This is a genomic window from Mesorhizobium sp. Ca11 (assembly GCF_020165275.1).
Lineage (GTDB): Bacteria > Pseudomonadota > Alphaproteobacteria > Rhizobiales > Rhizobiaceae > Mesorhizobium.
In genome coordinates this window covers 247,104-261,383 of record NZ_JAIUHU010000003.1, presented here as the reverse complement: position 1 = coordinate 261,383, position 14,280 = coordinate 247,104, and the positions used below count along the sequence as shown (strand labels likewise).

General features: G+C 64.1%; 17 protein-coding genes. 6 read left to right on the top strand and 11 right to left on the bottom strand.

Annotated features, from left to right (window positions below):
* The 8 genes from flgG to LB538_RS07590 form a co-directional block, all read right to left on the bottom strand.
* Positions 1 to 789 carry a flagellar basal-body rod protein FlgG gene (gene flgG, locus LB538_RS07625; protein ID WP_095766381.1) on the bottom strand — a complete coding sequence of 263 codons (789 nt, stop codon included), beginning with the start codon at positions 787 to 789 and terminating at the stop codon, positions 1 to 3.
* 4 nt (positions 790 to 793) lie between these two features.
* Positions 794 to 1,123, bottom strand: coding sequence for a flagellar hook-basal body complex protein FliE (locus tag LB538_RS07620; RefSeq protein ID WP_095766382.1), 330 nt, complete (start codon positions 1,121 to 1,123; stop codon positions 794 to 796).
* Positions 1,123 to 1,539, bottom strand: coding sequence for a flagellar basal body rod protein FlgC (gene flgC, locus LB538_RS07615; protein ID WP_095766383.1), 417 nt, complete (start codon positions 1,537 to 1,539; stop codon positions 1,123 to 1,125). The genes LB538_RS07620 and flgC overlap by 1 nt, the downstream gene beginning before the upstream one ends.
* 2 nt (positions 1,540 to 1,541) lie before the next feature.
* Entirely contained in the window at positions 1,542 to 1,922 is a 381-nt protein-coding gene (gene flgB / locus LB538_RS07610) for a flagellar basal body rod protein FlgB (protein ID WP_140842048.1), read from the bottom strand.
* A gap of 195 nt (positions 1,923 to 2,117) precedes the next feature.
* Complete coding sequence (locus LB538_RS07605) at positions 2,118 to 2,894, bottom strand: hypothetical protein (protein WP_224524359.1); 777 nt, start codon at positions 2,892 to 2,894, stop codon at positions 2,118 to 2,120.
* The gene (gene fliI, locus LB538_RS07600) at positions 2,875 to 4,281 is read right to left on the bottom strand and encodes a flagellar protein export ATPase FliI (RefSeq protein WP_224524362.1); all 1,407 of its coding nucleotides are present in this window, start codon (positions 4,279 to 4,281) and stop codon (positions 2,875 to 2,877) included. The genes LB538_RS07605 and fliI overlap by 20 nt, the downstream gene beginning before the upstream one ends.
* A 4-nt stretch (positions 4,282 to 4,285) precedes the next feature.
* On the bottom strand, positions 4,286 to 5,008 hold the full coding sequence (gene flgF, locus LB538_RS07595; RefSeq protein ID WP_224524366.1) for a flagellar basal-body rod protein FlgF: 723 nt from the start codon (positions 5,006 to 5,008) through the stop codon (positions 4,286 to 4,288).
* Between the two features lie 7 nt (positions 5,009 to 5,015).
* Positions 5,016 to 6,137 (bottom strand): DUF1217 domain-containing protein, encoded by a 1,122-nt coding sequence (locus tag LB538_RS07590; protein ID WP_224524368.1) that lies wholly within the window; start codon positions 6,135 to 6,137, stop codon positions 5,016 to 5,018.
* 147 nt (positions 6,138 to 6,284) lie between these two features.
* Here LB538_RS07590 and motA point away from each other — a divergent pair, with 147 nt between their 5' ends.
* From motA to LB538_RS07560, 6 genes are read left to right on the top strand one after another with little or no spacing between them, the layout of a single operon-like run.
* The gene (gene motA / locus LB538_RS07585; protein ID WP_095766389.1) at positions 6,285 to 7,160 is read left to right on the top strand and encodes a flagellar motor stator protein MotA; all 876 of its coding nucleotides are present in this window, start codon (positions 6,285 to 6,287) and stop codon (positions 7,158 to 7,160) included.
* Positions 7,161 to 7,194: 34 nt separating this feature from the next.
* Positions 7,195 to 8,130, top strand: a complete 936-nt coding sequence (locus LB538_RS07580) for a FliM/FliN family flagellar motor switch protein (protein ID WP_224524371.1) — start codon at positions 7,195 to 7,197, stop codon at positions 8,128 to 8,130.
* A gap of 30 nt (positions 8,131 to 8,160) precedes the next feature.
* Positions 8,161 to 8,541, top strand: coding sequence for a flagellar motor switch protein FliN (gene fliN, locus LB538_RS07575; protein ID WP_140541755.1), 381 nt, complete (start codon positions 8,161 to 8,163; stop codon positions 8,539 to 8,541).
* A 43-nt stretch (positions 8,542 to 8,584) separates the two neighbouring features.
* The gene (locus LB538_RS07570; RefSeq protein ID WP_095766392.1) at positions 8,585 to 9,607 is read left to right on the top strand and encodes a flagellar motor switch protein FliG; all 1,023 of its coding nucleotides are present in this window, start codon (positions 8,585 to 8,587) and stop codon (positions 9,605 to 9,607) included.
* Positions 9,608 to 9,631: 24 nt separating this feature from the next.
* Positions 9,632 to 10,714, top strand: a complete 1,083-nt coding sequence (gene flhB, locus LB538_RS07565) for a flagellar biosynthesis protein FlhB (protein ID WP_095766393.1) — start codon at positions 9,632 to 9,634, stop codon at positions 10,712 to 10,714.
* Positions 10,715 to 10,731: 17 nt separating this feature from the next.
* A complete protein-coding gene (locus tag LB538_RS07560; RefSeq protein WP_095766394.1) occupies positions 10,732 to 11,169 on the top strand; it encodes a hypothetical protein in 438 nt (145 codons plus the stop codon).
* A 161-nt stretch (positions 11,170 to 11,330) separates the two neighbouring features.
* Here LB538_RS07560 and LB538_RS07555 read toward each other — a convergent pair whose 3' ends face one another.
* The 3 genes from LB538_RS07555 to LB538_RS07545 form a co-directional block, all read right to left on the bottom strand.
* Positions 11,331 to 12,101, bottom strand: coding sequence for a helix-turn-helix transcriptional regulator (locus LB538_RS07555; RefSeq protein WP_224524373.1), 771 nt, complete (start codon positions 12,099 to 12,101; stop codon positions 11,331 to 11,333).
* Positions 12,098 to 12,808, bottom strand: a complete 711-nt coding sequence (locus tag LB538_RS07550; RefSeq protein WP_140842032.1) for a helix-turn-helix transcriptional regulator — start codon at positions 12,806 to 12,808, stop codon at positions 12,098 to 12,100. The genes LB538_RS07555 and LB538_RS07550 overlap by 4 nt, the downstream gene beginning before the upstream one ends.
* A gap of 431 nt (positions 12,809 to 13,239) precedes the next feature.
* Positions 13,240 to 14,271, bottom strand: coding sequence for a histone deacetylase family protein (locus LB538_RS07545; protein WP_224524374.1), 1,032 nt, complete (start codon positions 14,269 to 14,271; stop codon positions 13,240 to 13,242).
* Positions 14,272 to 14,280: the final 9 nt, after the last annotated feature.

Genomic DNA, 14,280 nt, shown 5'->3' with positions numbered 1-14,280 from the left:
TTACCTGATGTTCTTGGAGACCACCGAGGCCATGTCGTCGGCGGCCTGGATGACCTTGGAATTCATTTCGTAGGCGCGCTGCGCCGAAATCAGCTCGGTGATTTCCTTCACCGGATCGACGTTGGAGGATTCGAGATAGCCCTGCTGGATCGTGGCGAAGCCCGGATCGCCGGGGACGCCCACATTGGCCGGGCCTGAGGCGGCCGTTTCCTGGAAGAGGTTGTCGCCGAGCGGCGCCAGGCCCGCCTCGTTGGCGAAGTTGGCGATCTGAAGCTGGCCGAGCAGCTGGAGGTCGGTCTGGCCCTGGATGCGGGCGAAGACCTGGCCTGTCTTGTTGACGATCACCTCGACCGCGTCGGTCGGCACAGAGATGGCCGGAATGACATTGGCGCCGTCGACCGTCACGAGCTGCCCGGTGGCGTTGGTGTTGAAGGCGCCGGCGCGGCTGTAGAGCGTGGCTCCATCGGCGCCCTCGATCTGGAACCAGCCCCTGCCGGTCAACGCCAGGTCGAAGCTGTTGCCGGTGCTGGTCAGCTCGCCTTGCGTGTGGACGTTGCGCACCGCCGTCGTCTTGACGCCAAGACCGATCGAGACGCCTTCCGGCACCAGCGAGGTGTTGGAACGGTTGGGCACCCCTTGGGTGCGGTCGACCTGGTAGAGCAGGTCGGAGAATTCGGCCCGCGCCCGCTTGTAGCCGGTGGTGTTGATGTTGGCGATGTTGTTGGCGATGACTTCCAGGTTGGTCTGCTGGGCGTTCATGCCGGTGGCGGCGATGGCAAGGGCTTTCATGACGCTAGATACTCATGCGGCTGATTTCGAGATAGGCCGAGACGACCTTGTCGCGGATCGCGATGGTGGTCTGCAGCGCCTGCTGGGCGCTCAGCACCGCATCGACTACCTGGCGCGTATCGGCGTCGCCCTTCAGGGCCTGTATCGACATCTGCTCGGCGCCCTGCAGGGTGTTGACGGTCTTCGTCGCCGCTTGGCTGAGCACCTCGGCGAAGCTGCTGCCGACGCTTTCGCCGGTCTGCGTTCCGACACCGCCCTGCAGCAGGTTCGGTGACGCCTGCTCCGCCCCGTCAACCGCCGTCTTGAATTGTATTGCCCCGATACCGCCGATCATTACTGGTTCCTCATCAGGTCGATGGTCATGGAAATCAGATCGCGAGCCTGCTTGATGACCTGCAGGTTGGCTTCATAGGAGCGGTTCGCCTCGCTCATGTCGGCCATTTCGACCAATGTGTTGACGTTGGGCATCTTGACGTACCCTTTGGCGTCGGCGGCTTCGTTGCCGGGCTGGAATTCGATCGGGAAGTCCGAAGGATCGCGGGAGATCGCGTTGACTTCCACCAGCGAGCCGCCGGTTGCGCGGTCGACCTCGGACTGGAAGGTGATGGTCTTGCGGCGATAGGGATCGGCGCCGGGCGTGCTGCCGGTCGACTGGGCGTTGGCAAGGTTCTCCGAGACCACGCGCAGCCGCTCGGACTGGGCGCCAAGGCCGGATGCCGCGACTTTGAGGGCTGCAGTCAGCGCATCCATGATCAGCTCTTCACCACCATCGTCATCATCGAGTGGAAGGCCTTGACGATCGCCGTGTTGAGCTCGAAGGAGCGGCGAACCTCGCCGGCTTTCATCAACTCCTGTTCGAGAACCACGGTGTTCTTCGACGGCATGATCGCGCCGTCAGGGTCCTCCGGCTTGACGTTGAAGCCGGCATTGGCCGCTTTGGCGCCAAGGTGGCCAGTCTGCGTGGCGGCAAGCGTCACCGCGGTCCGGTCGAGGACCTTTTCGAAGGGCTCGACGTCATTGGCGGTGTAGCCGGGCGTGTTGGCATTGGCGATGTTGGAGGCAATCGCCGACTGGCGCACGGCCAGCCATTGCGACTGCCGCGTGGCGAGATCGAAAAGATTTACGGGTTCCATGGGAATCTCCCGGGCAAGTACGCGCAAGACTAGGCGGCCAGTCTTGCGTGGACCTTGCGCGGGGTGGGCTTGCGCCCTGGAGCCGTATGATTTCTGTTCTATGGACCTGAAATCTGAATCCGCTTCTAAATCAAGGAATAGAGCACGACGTCGTCCGAAAACCGCTTCACACTTTTCGGCATCATGCTCTAGCGGCTACTTCGAGAGCTGGATCACCTTATCGGCGCTGGTGACGATCACCCATTTGCCGCCGCGCTGCTCGATCGAGGCGACGCGGCTGGAATCTGGCAGGACGGAGCCGCGCTGCACGATCCACAGACCGGTATCGTCCTCGATCATGGCGCGGCCGTTGGCGACATGCACCATCTTGAATTCCGAAGCGGCGGCCGGGAAGGGCTGATCGCCGGGCGCCGGCGCGGGGTCGTCCTGCACCGTTCCGGTGGCAAACAGGTCGATATCGGCATTGGGAATGTCCTTGACCGTCAGCGGCTCGCTGCGTTCGGCCACAACGCCGCCGCCCTCGCGTCCGGAATTGCTGCCGCTGCCGCCGAACTTGATGGCCTGAACGCCGAACTGCTCCTGGTTGAAGAAGATGTACCAGGGAAACAGGGCGCAGATCAGGCCGAGCGTGATGCCGAGCGCGGCGATGACGAAATCGCTGCGGCGGTCCGCGCTCTTGTCGGCGAGGCGCGGGAACTGGGCTTTCGGCGGTTCCGGCCACTCGGTGCGGGGAAAAAGGCCATCGAGCAACGAATCGCGGCTGGCCTGCGCCATGTCGGCGGTCGCTCTCGGCGGATGCGGCCTGTTGGCTCTGTTTAGAAGAGCCGTCGCCTTCTCCGTCCTGGCGCGCGCGGCTTTGTTCCTGGCAATTCTTGCTTCATCGGCAGCGGCTTTCTCCGCCGCCTCGGCCTCGGCAAGCATGTCGCGCAACATGCGCTCGGTGTATTGGAGCTCAGTCTCCTTGATCGCCATTCAGCTTCCCCTTGAGGTGGCGGGCGAGGTCGGCGAACGGATCGGCCGATGCGCGGTCTCTCGGCGATTGCGTGAGCGCCTCATAGATCAGCGGCACCTGGCGCACCGCGATGTCGAGCTCGGCATCGGCGCCGCTCTGGTAAGCGCCCAGCAGACGGATGTCGCGCGTGTCCTCGAAGCGCGCGATCATCGATTTCAGCCTTGTCACGAGCATGCGCTGCTCCGTGCTCCAGGCCTTGTCGGCGAGGCGCGAGATCGACGACAGCGGATTGACCGGCGGATAACGACCCTGCTCGGCAAGCGCGCGGTCGAGCACGACGTGGCCGTCGAGGATGCCGCGCACCGAATCGGCGACCGGATCGTTGTGGTCGTCGCCGTCGACCAGCACGGAGATGATGGCGGTGATCGAACCCTTGCCTTCGGCCCCCGGCCCGGCTCGTTCGAGCAGCTTCGGCAGGTCGGTGAAGACCGAGGCCGGATAGCCGCGCGCGACCGGCGGCTCGCCGGTTCCCGTCGCCACCTCACGCAGCGCATGGGCGAAGCGGGTGATGGAATCCAGCACCAGCAGCACGCGATGGCCCTGGTCGCGGAAATGCTCTGCCACGCACATGGCTGTATCGGGCGCGCGCCGGCGCATCATGGCGCTTTCGTCGCTGGTGGCGACGACGGCGACGGTCTTGGCCATGCTCTGGGCGCCGATCGTATCCTCGAGGAATTCGCGCACCTCCCGGCCGCGCTCGCCGATCAGCGCCACGACCACCGTATCGAAGGCCTCGGCGCCGGCCAGCATCGCAAGCAGCGTCGACTTGCCGACGCCGGAGCCGGCGAAGATGCCGAGCCGCTGGCCGAAGCAGAGCGGCGTGAAGATGTCTATGACCCTGACGCCGGTGAGGAAGCCGGTGCCGACGCGCTGACGCGCCAGGGCGCCGGGCGTCGCGCGATGCGCGACCTCGGCGGCATTCGGCCTGATCAGCGGCGGTCCGCCGTCAATGACGCGGGTCAAGGCATCGATGGCGCGCCCGCGCCAGGAAACATGCGGCGCGACGGCGAGCGGGCCGCGGCGAAAGACGGCATCGCCGATGCCGGCGTCGGCGCTGCGTTCGAAAGGCGCGACCACCACCTCGTCGCTGCCGATCTTGACGATCTCGCCGCGGCGTGCGCCGGCCTTGCCGCGCTGCTCGACGATGTCGCCGAGCCTGGCAATCCCGGACAGGCCGCGGACCTTGTAATGCGTCGGCGAGATCTCGACGACGCGGCCGCCGCGTGAAAGCAGTGCCTGCGGATCGTCGAACCGCTGCCAGATGCGTTCGAGCGCGGCCAACCTGTCGGGCCGTCCAGTATCCGCCGGGCTGTCGGAAGCGCGCAACAGGGACGAGCCGGTCGTCATGCCGTCACTTCGAGCCGAGCGTCTTGATCGCGTCGTCGGTGGAGGAATCGGCCTGCCGCATCAGCGCCGCCGTGTTCTCGAAAGCGCGCTGCACCTGGATCAGCCGAGTCATTTCCAGCACCGGGTTGACGTTCGACTCTTCCAGAAATCCTTGGGCGACACCGACGTCCGAACGGTCGGTGACGGGTTCGGGCGTGCGCGCCGGAACGACACCCGAATTGCCGTAGCGGACGAAATTCTCGCCGGGGTCGAAATTATAGAGGCCGATCGCGCCGACCAGCTGATCGTTCTGCCTGAGCGAGCCGTCGGCGCCCGCCTTGGGCGGGCCGTTGCGCGGATCGAGCTGGATCGGGGCGCCGCCGCCGTCCAGGACGGGGTAGCCTTCGATCGACATCAATTCGCCGTTCTCGTTCATGGAGAAGCGGCCGTCGCGCGTCATCACCGTGCCGGCGGGCGTCTCGATGGCGAACCAGGCGTCGCCCTGGACGGCGAAGTCGAACGGGTTGCCGGTTTCGGTCAGCGCGCCATGCGCGCCGGAAAGATAGGTCTTGCCGGAGGAGGCGAAGGAAACGGACTTCGGCCCGGTGCCCGAAACCACGTCCTCGAACTTCACGCCGGTGGCGCGAAAGCCGATTGTCGAGGCGTTGGCGACGTTGTCGGCGATGGTGTCGAGACGGCGCTCGAGCGCGATCTGCGAGGAAAGGGCGACGTAAAGGCTATCCTGCATGATCTTCTCAGAACTTCAACTGCTGCATGGCCATCATCAGGTCGGTGGATATGCCGACACTGGTCGGCTGCGCGAAGAGCACGCTGACCGACGTCACCGCTGTCGAGGTGGGGTGGTTGATCTCGTACATGCTGGTGAAGCGGGTCAGGAATTTGCTGAGCTTCTCGGGGTCGGTGAAGTCTTTGATGTCGAGCTTCTGCTCGAACAGCTGCGCCTGCTTGTCGATGTCGGCGGTAGCGAAGGAATCGGGCAGGCCGAGCGCGGTACGCGCCACGCTGGCCAAAGCGGTGTCGGCCAGCACGTCGTACCAGCTGGTGATGTCCGGCGCCTTGCGTTGGAAATAGAGCGCCAGCCGCACGCCCTCGTTGGTCTGGCCGGCGTCCTCTTCCAAGGTCTGGCGCAGGTATTTGTCGACGGTCGGCTGCTGCGCTGGAACATAGGTGGTGGCATTTGCGCCGTACTGCTCGAAGTTGAGGGCCGAGGCCAGCCCGGCATAGGCCTTGTTGGTCTGCTTGTTGGCAACGCTGTCCGGATCGCGCACACCGCCCTCAAGGACCTGCCTGATCAGGTCCTTGTCTTCGGTGGCGGAGTCGAGACCGAATGCGGCCAGCGCGTAGGTGTAGAGCCGGTCGTTCGACATCAGGTCGTCGACCGATTTCACCTTGGTGATGTTGGCGAGATAATATGTCGTCTCGCCCTTCACATAGTCCGAATCCGGGTCGAGACCGGCGATCTCAGCCTGCATTGCGTAGTTCTTCGTGACCAGCTGCTGCGCCGGATTGTAGACCGTCGCATCGGCGCCATCCGCCGCGAAGTTGAATGCGGCGACAAACTGCGCGTAGCGCTTGTCGGTCAGCTTGTTGGCGAAGCTGTCGGGATTGGAGACGCCTTCCTTCAGCGCCTTGACCATAAAGGCCTTGGCATAGTCCATGTTCTCCAGCCCGTAAGCCTTCATGGCGTATTTGAACAGGCGGTCGTTGTTGACGAAATCGTCGATCGATTTCACCTTGGTGATGTTGGCCAGATAGTATTGGGTATCGCGATCGACCGTCGGCTGCTGCTCGATGCGGGCGATAGACTTAGGGATGTCTTTGGCGATCAACTGGTAGCTGATGTAGGTGCTAAGCAAAGGGCATGCCTCCGGCCGAAGCTATCCCCGCACGATAGCGTCACTTCCTTGCGCGAAGCTGAATCGCGTTCGCTGCCTCGATTCAAGCCTCACACAAGGCACGGGGACTATCCCTGATCCACGATGTGACATGCGGAAGGACCTGTCGTGGGCATTCTGATCGGACTTGTGGTGACGCTCGGCTGCGTTCTCGGCGGCTTTATGGCCATGGGCGGCCATCTGCATGTGCTGCTGCAGCCGTGGGAAGCGGTGGTGATCTGCGGCGCGGCGCTCGGCACCTTTCTCGTCGCCAATCCGATGAAGACGGTCAAGGATACCGGCAAGGGCATTCTCGAAGCCTTCAAACAGGCGGTGCCGAAGGAGCGCGACTACCTCGAGACGCTGGGCGTCCTGCACAGCCTGATGCGCGAGCTGCGCTCGAAGTCGCGCAGCGAGGTCGAGGCGCATATCGACAATCCGGAGGAGTCGGCCATCTTCCAGGCCTTTCCGACCGTGCTGAAGAACCACGACCTGACCCATTTCATCTGCGACTACTGCCGCATCATCATCATCGGCAACGCCCGCTCGCATGAGATCGAGGCGCTGATGGACGAGGAGATCCAGACGATCCGTACCGACAAGCTGAAGGCCTACCACGCGATGGTCGCGGTCGGCGACGGCCTGCCGGCGCTGGGCATCGTCGCGGCCGTGCTCGGAGTGGTGAAGGCGATGGGCGCGCTGGACCAGTCGCCGGAGATCCTCGGCGGCCTGATCGGCGCGGCACTCGTCGGAACCTTCCTCGGCATCTTCCTGTCCTATGCCGTGGTCGGTCCGGTCGCCACCAAGATCAAGACGGTGCGCGAAAAGAAGAACCGCCTCTACATCATCGTCAAACAGACGCTGCTTGCGTATATGAATGGCGCCCTGCCGCAGGTGGCGATCGAATTCGGCCGCAAGACCATATCCTCCTACGAGCGTCCGACGATCGATGCCGTCGAGCAGAGCACCATGAACGCCGGCACCGCCGAGAAGAAGGCGGCCTGAGCATGCTCCATCGCAGACAGGGCCGCCTGCCGTCATGACCAGTCCGGCCAGTCCGTCAGAAACGCGGGCCTTGATCATCGAGCGGCTCGTCGGCGACAGCGGCGAGGCGGCGCAGGTGATCGGCGTCGGCCGCGGCATGGCCGAGCGGGCGCTGCCGTTGCTGCAGAAGGCGCTTGTCGCAGAACTCGGCGCGGCGGTGACCGTCGATCTGCAAGTGGTAGAGGTCGGCCGCGTTCCAGAGGCGCGTTCGCGCGCCGGCGACGCCTTCGCGCTGACCATCGTGTCCTCGCCGGCCTCGGCCGACGCTATGACGCTGGTGATGGATGCGCATGCGGTGGCCGTCATGGTGAGCGCGCTGTTCGGCGGCGATCCTGACCAGCCGGTGGCGCCGATCGAGCGCGACCTGTCGCAGATCGAGGCCGATGTCGCGACCATGGTGTTCCAGGAGGTCGCGGCGGCGCTCAACGGATCCGGCAAGCGCTCGCTCGAGCTGCGCCTGCCGGTGCCAAAGGCGACGTCTGGCGGCGAAGCGAGGCGGCGCGTGCTGCGCGACGGCGCCGCGGTCCGCATCGTGTTCGGTGTCTCCACGCCGACCGATACCGGCACCATCACGGTGATGATTCCGCAGCGCGTCCTTCTGTCTACGCGCGGAGCCACCGCCAGAACTGAAGAAGGCGAAGCCAGTGAATTCGACTGGCGGGCCCGCTTCTCCGAAGAGGTGATGCGCTCGACCGTCCGGCTCGAAGCGACGATGCCGCTTGCCCGGCTGACGCTCGGCGACCTCGCCGCGTTCGCGCCCGGCCAGGTGATCGAATTGGAGGAGAACGCGCAGGTCAACGCCAAGCTCGGCGCCCGCGACAAGACACTGTTTGTCTGCGAGTTCGGCAAGCTGGGGCAGAACTACACCGTCCGCATCAGCCATCCGCATGACGCCGGGCAGGATTTCATCGACGGACTGATGCCGGGCTGACGCCAGGCACGGGATTCATGGAGACGACAGATGGCAAAAACCAAGGTGGAAGCCGAACCCGATCAGCCCGACGAACAGCTCGACCGCGCCATCGAGGAACTGCGCGGCGTGCTGCGGGAAGAGGAAAAGCGCCCGGATGGGGCGCTGTATTCGGGTGCCAATTCCTCGATCATCATGACCATTCCGGTCGACGTGCAGATCATCCTCGGCAGCACGGAGATGCCCGTGTCGGAGCTGATGGCGCTGCAAAAGGGTTCCACCGTCGCGCTCAACCGCCGCATCGGCGAGCCGGTCGACGTCGTGGTCAACGGCCGCAGAATAGCGCGCGGCGAGATCACGGTGCTGGAAAGCGATCCGACGCGTTTCGGTATCCGGCTCACCGAAATCATCGCCGCGACGAAGAGCGCCTGAGAATGGCCGGCGGGCGGACCAATCGGCAGCGAGGACAACACGCATGACGACGGCATTGGCGCTCACACGTCCGCAAAAGGCGGCGGCCATATTGGTGGCCATGGGCAAGCCCGCGGCCAGCCGCCTGCTCAAATTCTTCAAACAAGATGAGCTGAAGGCGCTGATCGAGGGCGCGCGTCTCCTACGCACCATTCCGCAGGCTGATCTGGAACGGATCGTCGCCGAGTTCGAAGCCGAGTTCACCGAGGGCGCCGGCCTGCTCGATTCAGCCGACCGGATGGACACGATCCTCAACGAATCGCTGTCGCCCGAGGAAATGAGCGCCATCATGGGCGACAAGAAGTTCGAGCCTGTCCCGGAAGGACCTGCGCCGATATGGCCGGACCTCGAGAAGCTTGAGCCGGCGCGTCTCGGCTCCTTCCTTGCGGGCGAGCATCCGCAGACATCGGCCATGGTGCTGTCGAAGCTTGCGCCGCAGACAGCCGCCAACGTGCTGCTCACCATGGAAAAACCAATGCGCAGCCAGATCATCAAGCGCATGGTGACAATGGCCAACATCCCTGACGCGGCATCGCGGATCGTCGAGAACCAGTTGCGCGTGAGCGTGCTGTCGCAGAAAGCCAGCCGGGACACCACTGCCGGCCAGGAGCGCGTCGCCAGCATGCTCAATGAAATGGCGAAGCCGGAACTGGACGACCTTATGCAGGACCTGGAGGAAGCCGGCACGCCAGATCTCGCCGGCGTCAGGTCGCGGCTGTTCGCCTTCGACGATCTGCCGCTGCTGCCGCAAAAAGCCCGGGTTCTGCTGTTCGACGGGCTATCGACAGAACTGGTCACGCTGGCGCTGCGCGGCGCGCCGCCGGAACTCGCCGAATCGGTGCTCTCGGCGATCGGCGCACGCTCCCGCCGCATGATCGAATCCGAGCTCGGACAAGGATCGGAAGGCATTGCCCTTGCCGACATCATGGCGGCGCGCAAGAGCATATCGGTCGCCGCCATCCGGCTGTCGCGCGAAGGGGCTTTCGAGCTGCCCTCGACTCAGACCGCCACCGCCGAAGCCGCCTGACGATCATAGCCCGGTCAGGACGCCATGGCTGAAGCGGTCGACAAGGATTCCAAAACAGAGGAAGCCACAGAAAAGAAGATCCGCGACACGATCGAACAGGGCAAGCTGCCCCATTCGCGTGAGACCGCGATCTTTGCCTCCTTCCTCGCCATACTGGTTTTCGCCGTCTTCTACGCCAAGGACGCGATCGTCGATCTCGGCATGTTCCTGTCGACGTTCCTGGAAAAGCCGGAAGCCTGGCCGATGGACACCGAGACCGACGTCATCTCGCTCTACAAGCAGGTCTTGGTCGAGATCGGCGGCGCCGTCGTCAGCCTGCTGGTGCTGCTGACGGTTGCCGGCATCGGCGCCTCGGTGTTCCAGAACATGCCGCAAATCGTCGGCGAGCGGATCAGGCCGCAGCTGTCGCGCATCTCGATCGCCAAGGGCTGGAGCCGGATGTTCGGCGTGCAGGGCTGGGTCGAATTCCTGAGATCGCTGGCCAAACTCGGCTTCGCTATCGCGGTGTTGACCTTCACGCTCTCGGAAGATCATCGCAAGCTGCTCGCCGGCATGATCACCAATCCGGCCTCGTTCGGCCTGGTCATACGCGGCATCTTCGTCGACATATTGGTGGCGATCGTCTTCGTCATGGGGCTGATCGCGGTGGTCGACATCGTCTGGTCGCGTTTCCACTGGCGGCGCGACCTGCGCATGACCAAGCAGGAAGTCAAGGACGAGCTGAAGCAGTCGGAAGGCGATCCGATCGTCAAGTCGCGGCTGCGCTCGCTGGCGCGCGACCGGGCGCGCAAACGCATGATGACGGCCGTGCCGCGCGCCACGCTGGTGATCGCCAATCCGACGCACTATTCGATCGCGCTGAAATATGTGCGCGAGGAGGATTCCGCGCCAATCGTGCTGGCCAAGGGACAGGACCTGGTGGCGCTCAAGATCCGTGAGATCGCCAGGGAGAACAACATCCCGATCTTCGAGGACGTGGCGCTCGCGCGCTCCATGTACAAGCAAGTTTCGGTTGATAGCGTGATCCCATCGCAATTCTATCAGGCGGTCGCCGAGTTGGTGCGGATCGTCTACTCGAAGAAGGCAGCACGAAAAGCAACCCAATGAACGGACGCCGCTAACCCATGGACCGGCAACCACACGCCAATTCCCGCGAGCTGATCGTCGCCAGCGCCATCGAGCCCGTGGTGGGCGAATTGAGGCTCATCGACGTTGCCGACTATATCGCCTTCATCCGGCTTGAGCATTTCGCCTGCCTCTCGGACCTGGTGGATTCGGCGGCCGAGCTCTACTTCCGGCCGGGCATGCTGCGGCTCGGCCATGGCGGCGAGGCGCATGTCGACTGGAGCGGCAGCCCGCGCATCGTGCTCGACCTCGAGCTTCGGCCGCGCGGCGTGACGGTCTATTTCCAGCTTACGCTGATCGAGCACGAGGCAGCCGTGACGGTCAACTACGTGTCGTTCGAGAAGCCTGGCGAGACGCCCGAGCACAACACGGCCTTGCTCGAGGACGCGATCGAAGAGGCTCGCATCCGCAGGACCGAGCCGCTGGCATTCCCCTGAGATTGATAGCAGGCGAGCCAACCTAAAGCGCGTCGCAATCTTTTGGATTCGCTCCCTGCGCTTTAGGCTTTTGATTTTGCGCATGTCTTTGCCCCGAAACCGGTTCCCACTTTCGGGAGACATGCTTTAGCCGCGGCACGTTCAGCGCCGCGGGCGTGACGTCACTCGATCAAGCCGAGCCGCAACGCCTTGGCGACCGCCTGGTTGCGGTTGACCGCGTTGAGCTTCTGCGTCGACTGGGTGAGGTACTGGTTGGCGGTATGCACCGAGAGCTTGAGGAGCTTGGCGATCTCCTCGCTGGTGTTGCCGTTGGCGGTCAGCTTCAGGCATTCCAGCTCGCGCTTGGAGATCGAACGCGCCCTGCCGGTGTCGCCGGGGCGGATGCGGGCAACCGCCGCGAAAAGCGCGAAGGAGCGGGCGTGGATCTCGCACAGCGTTTCGTCGGACAGCGCGATCTCCGAGCCGAGAAAGACGACCAGCCCGCATTGGCCGCGATCGGCATGCACCGGAAAGGCGATGCCGTTGGTGCCGGGCGCCAGCGGCGTGGTCGGCTCGGCCCAGGCGAGCGAGTGGAAGACCTGCCGCCATCCGGCGCTGCCGTCGTCGGCCCACCAGCGCGGCGCCGTCGAGAGCCGGCTGTGGCGCACCATGTCCTCGCCATTGGCGCCGGAGATGAATTTGGTCGCGACAGCGGTGCCGGGATAGTCGGAATCGAAACACGCCACGAGACGCGCGCGCTCGGGCGAGGGGCTGACGAAATAGAGACCGAAGGCCGAGGCATTGATATCGACGGCGATCCAGCGGCAGCGACGCACGGCATCCGGAATGGTGACCGCTTGATGGGTCTCCGAGCCGAGCGAGAAGGCGCCGAACGGATTGCGCTGATCGTTGAAAAGGGCGGCGGCCGCCTCTTTGACCTGTGCGTGCTTCAAATGATGCCGCTCCTGATCGCGGTCGCGATCGCCATCGCGCGGTTGCTGGCCGCGAACTTCTGGATGGCGTGCGTGATGTAGCTGTTGACGGTGTTCGACGAGACACCGAGGATGACGGCAACCTCATCGGTGGTCTTGCCTTCCGAAACCCAGAACAGACATTCGCGCTCGCGGTCCGACAGCGGGTCCTGCATGGATGCCGCCGCGATCAGCTGCGGAATGCTCGAAAGCGCATAACAGCATTTGATCTGCGCCTTCATCAGGGCGGCCAGGTCGATCCTGCCTGCCTCGGCAGCCGAGAACAGCACGAACAGGCGCTGCCGGCCGACATTGAGCCGCAGCGAATAGATTTCGGCGTGACCGAGCACGTCGAGCAGGCGGGCTTCCTCGCCGTTCAGCAACGCACCGGCGTCGGGCGCGTGCGCCGCCACCAACGGCTTCGGGCGTACGCCCGGCGCTACGGTCAAGGGGCCTAGCGCCAAATTGGCGATCAGCCTTTTGCCGATCAGCTCGATGGCGTCGAAGATCCAGTTGGAGGAGACGATGCGCGCATCGTTACGGTCCTGGTCATGCACGATGGCGACCAGCATGTAGCTGTCGGCGCCGATATCGGCGGCAAGCTGCATGAAGAAGCTGGTGAGATCGCCGCGCGACGTCAGGCGCGAGCCTGAAGCGTCGGGTTGGAGAAGCGCGGCGGGACTGCTCATTTTAATTCTTGGATTCTTGCCGGAATCGATCCTTGTGCCCGGTGCTGGCGAAGCCAACGGCCGGACCCGAAACGCGTCACGTTTACGAAGACACACTCACGGGCGCGAACGGCGCCCAACCGCGCCGAATCCTTCTAGGGAACGCGAAACCGTCCGCGTCTGGTGCCGGCCTGGCGCCGGACTCGAGACTTTGGGTGGTCGCCGCGCCCCCGTGGACCGGCTGATTCGGGTCTAATCTACCCGCAGATGAATCTGACATCAAACGCGATTTGACAAAATCGAATCCGATGGACTCGCATTGCGACTCAGCAGCCGGTCTTCGCGTTATTTGGCTGTAGTTCAAAGCTGAATTGAGCCGATGATTTCGAGGCGAGGTCGTAAAAAAATACGCCCCCGGTTGCATCCGGGAGCGCATGGCCTTGAACAGGGGCTTAGCGATCCTCGAAGCCGGTCAGCACGCCGACGGCGTTGATGCCGATCTCTTCCACGGCGTAGCCGCCTTCCATGACGAACAGCGTCGGCAGGCCGAGCTTGGCGATACGGCGGCCGATCTTGGGATAGTCGACGCTCTTCAGCTTGAACTGGCTGATCGGGTCCTTCTCGAAAGTGTCGACGCCGAGCGAGACGATGACGACATCGGGGGCGTAGGCCGCGAGCCTGGCGCAGGCGTCCTCCAGCGATGCGCTCCAGCCGTCCCAGTTGGTGCCAAAAGGCATCGGGTAATTGACGTTGAAACCTTCGCCGTCGCCTTCGCCGCGCTCGTCGGCATGGCCGAGGAAGAACGGATACTCGACCATCGGATCGCCATGCAGGTTGAGCACCTGGACGTCGCCGCGGCGATAGAAGATTTCCTGCGTGCCGTTGCCGTGATGGTAATCGACATCGAGGATTGAAACGCGCTTGGCGCCGTGGTCGCGGAACCACTGCGCGACGACGGCGGCGTTGTTGATGAAACAGTAGCCGCCCATGAAGGCAGCGCCGGCATGATGGCCGGGCGGGCGGCAAAGCGCGAAGGCGCTGCGCTCGCTGTCCTTGACCAAAGCGGCGGCGGTCAGCGCCACATCATAGGACGACTTGATCGCCGCCCAGGTGCCTTCGACGAAGGTGGCCCCGGCGTCGAAGGAATAATAGCCGAGCAAGGCATCGACGCGCTTCGGCGGCACATCGCCGCGCAGGCCGCGCGTCGGCCAGGTGAACCCCATCGCCGATCCCGTGAAGCCGGCGGCGACCCATTGCGGCCACACCGTCGGCAGGAAATCGATGTAGGCGGCTTCATGCACACGTTTCGCGGCGGCGAGGTCGTGCTCGGCCGGTCCGATGATCGGCCCGAGCTTCTCGCTCTCAACTCGCGCCTTGATGAATTCCGCCCGCGACGGCTTCTCGAAACCCGGCACGATCGCCGACGTGACCAGTTCCATCTGGCCTGAATGGCCGGCATGAAGTGGCGAATAGACAGTTTTCATGGAAACTCC

Coding starts and splice junctions, on each gene's coding strand:
- fliI (WP_224524362.1), bottom strand. CDS start 4,281: ATGACGACCGGCTCGTCCCTGTTGCGCGCTTCCGACAGCCCGGCGGAT.
- LB538_RS07550 (WP_140842032.1), bottom strand. CDS start 12,808: ATGAGCAGTCCCGCCGCGCTTCTCCAACCCGACGCTTCAGGCTCGCGC.
- flgG (WP_095766381.1), bottom strand. CDS start 789: ATGAAAGCCCTTGCCATCGCCGCCACCGGCATGAACGCCCAGCAGACC.
- LB538_RS07605 (WP_224524359.1), bottom strand. CDS start 2,894: ATGGCGATCAAGGAGACTGAGCTCCAATACACCGAGCGCATGTTGCGC.
- LB538_RS07545 (WP_224524374.1), bottom strand. CDS start 14,271: ATGAAAACTGTCTATTCGCCACTTCATGCCGGCCATTCAGGCCAGATG.
- flgF (WP_224524366.1), bottom strand. CDS start 5,008: ATGCAGGATAGCCTTTACGTCGCCCTTTCCTCGCAGATCGCGCTCGAG.
- flgC (WP_095766383.1), bottom strand. CDS start 1,539: ATGGATGCGCTGACTGCAGCCCTCAAAGTCGCGGCATCCGGCCTTGGC.
- LB538_RS07580 (WP_224524371.1), top strand. CDS start 7,195: ATGACCAGTCCGGCCAGTCCGTCAGAAACGCGGGCCTTGATCATCGAG.
- LB538_RS07560 (WP_095766394.1), top strand. CDS start 10,732: ATGGACCGGCAACCACACGCCAATTCCCGCGAGCTGATCGTCGCCAGC.
- flhB (WP_095766393.1), top strand. CDS start 9,632: ATGGCTGAAGCGGTCGACAAGGATTCCAAAACAGAGGAAGCCACAGAA.
- fliN (WP_140541755.1), top strand. CDS start 8,161: ATGGCAAAAACCAAGGTGGAAGCCGAACCCGATCAGCCCGACGAACAG.
- flgB (WP_140842048.1), bottom strand. CDS start 1,922: ATGGAACCCGTAAATCTTTTCGATCTCGCCACGCGGCAGTCGCAATGG.
- LB538_RS07620 (WP_095766382.1), bottom strand. CDS start 1,123: ATGATCGGCGGTATCGGGGCAATACAATTCAAGACGGCGGTTGACGGG.
- LB538_RS07570 (WP_095766392.1), top strand. CDS start 8,585: ATGACGACGGCATTGGCGCTCACACGTCCGCAAAAGGCGGCGGCCATA.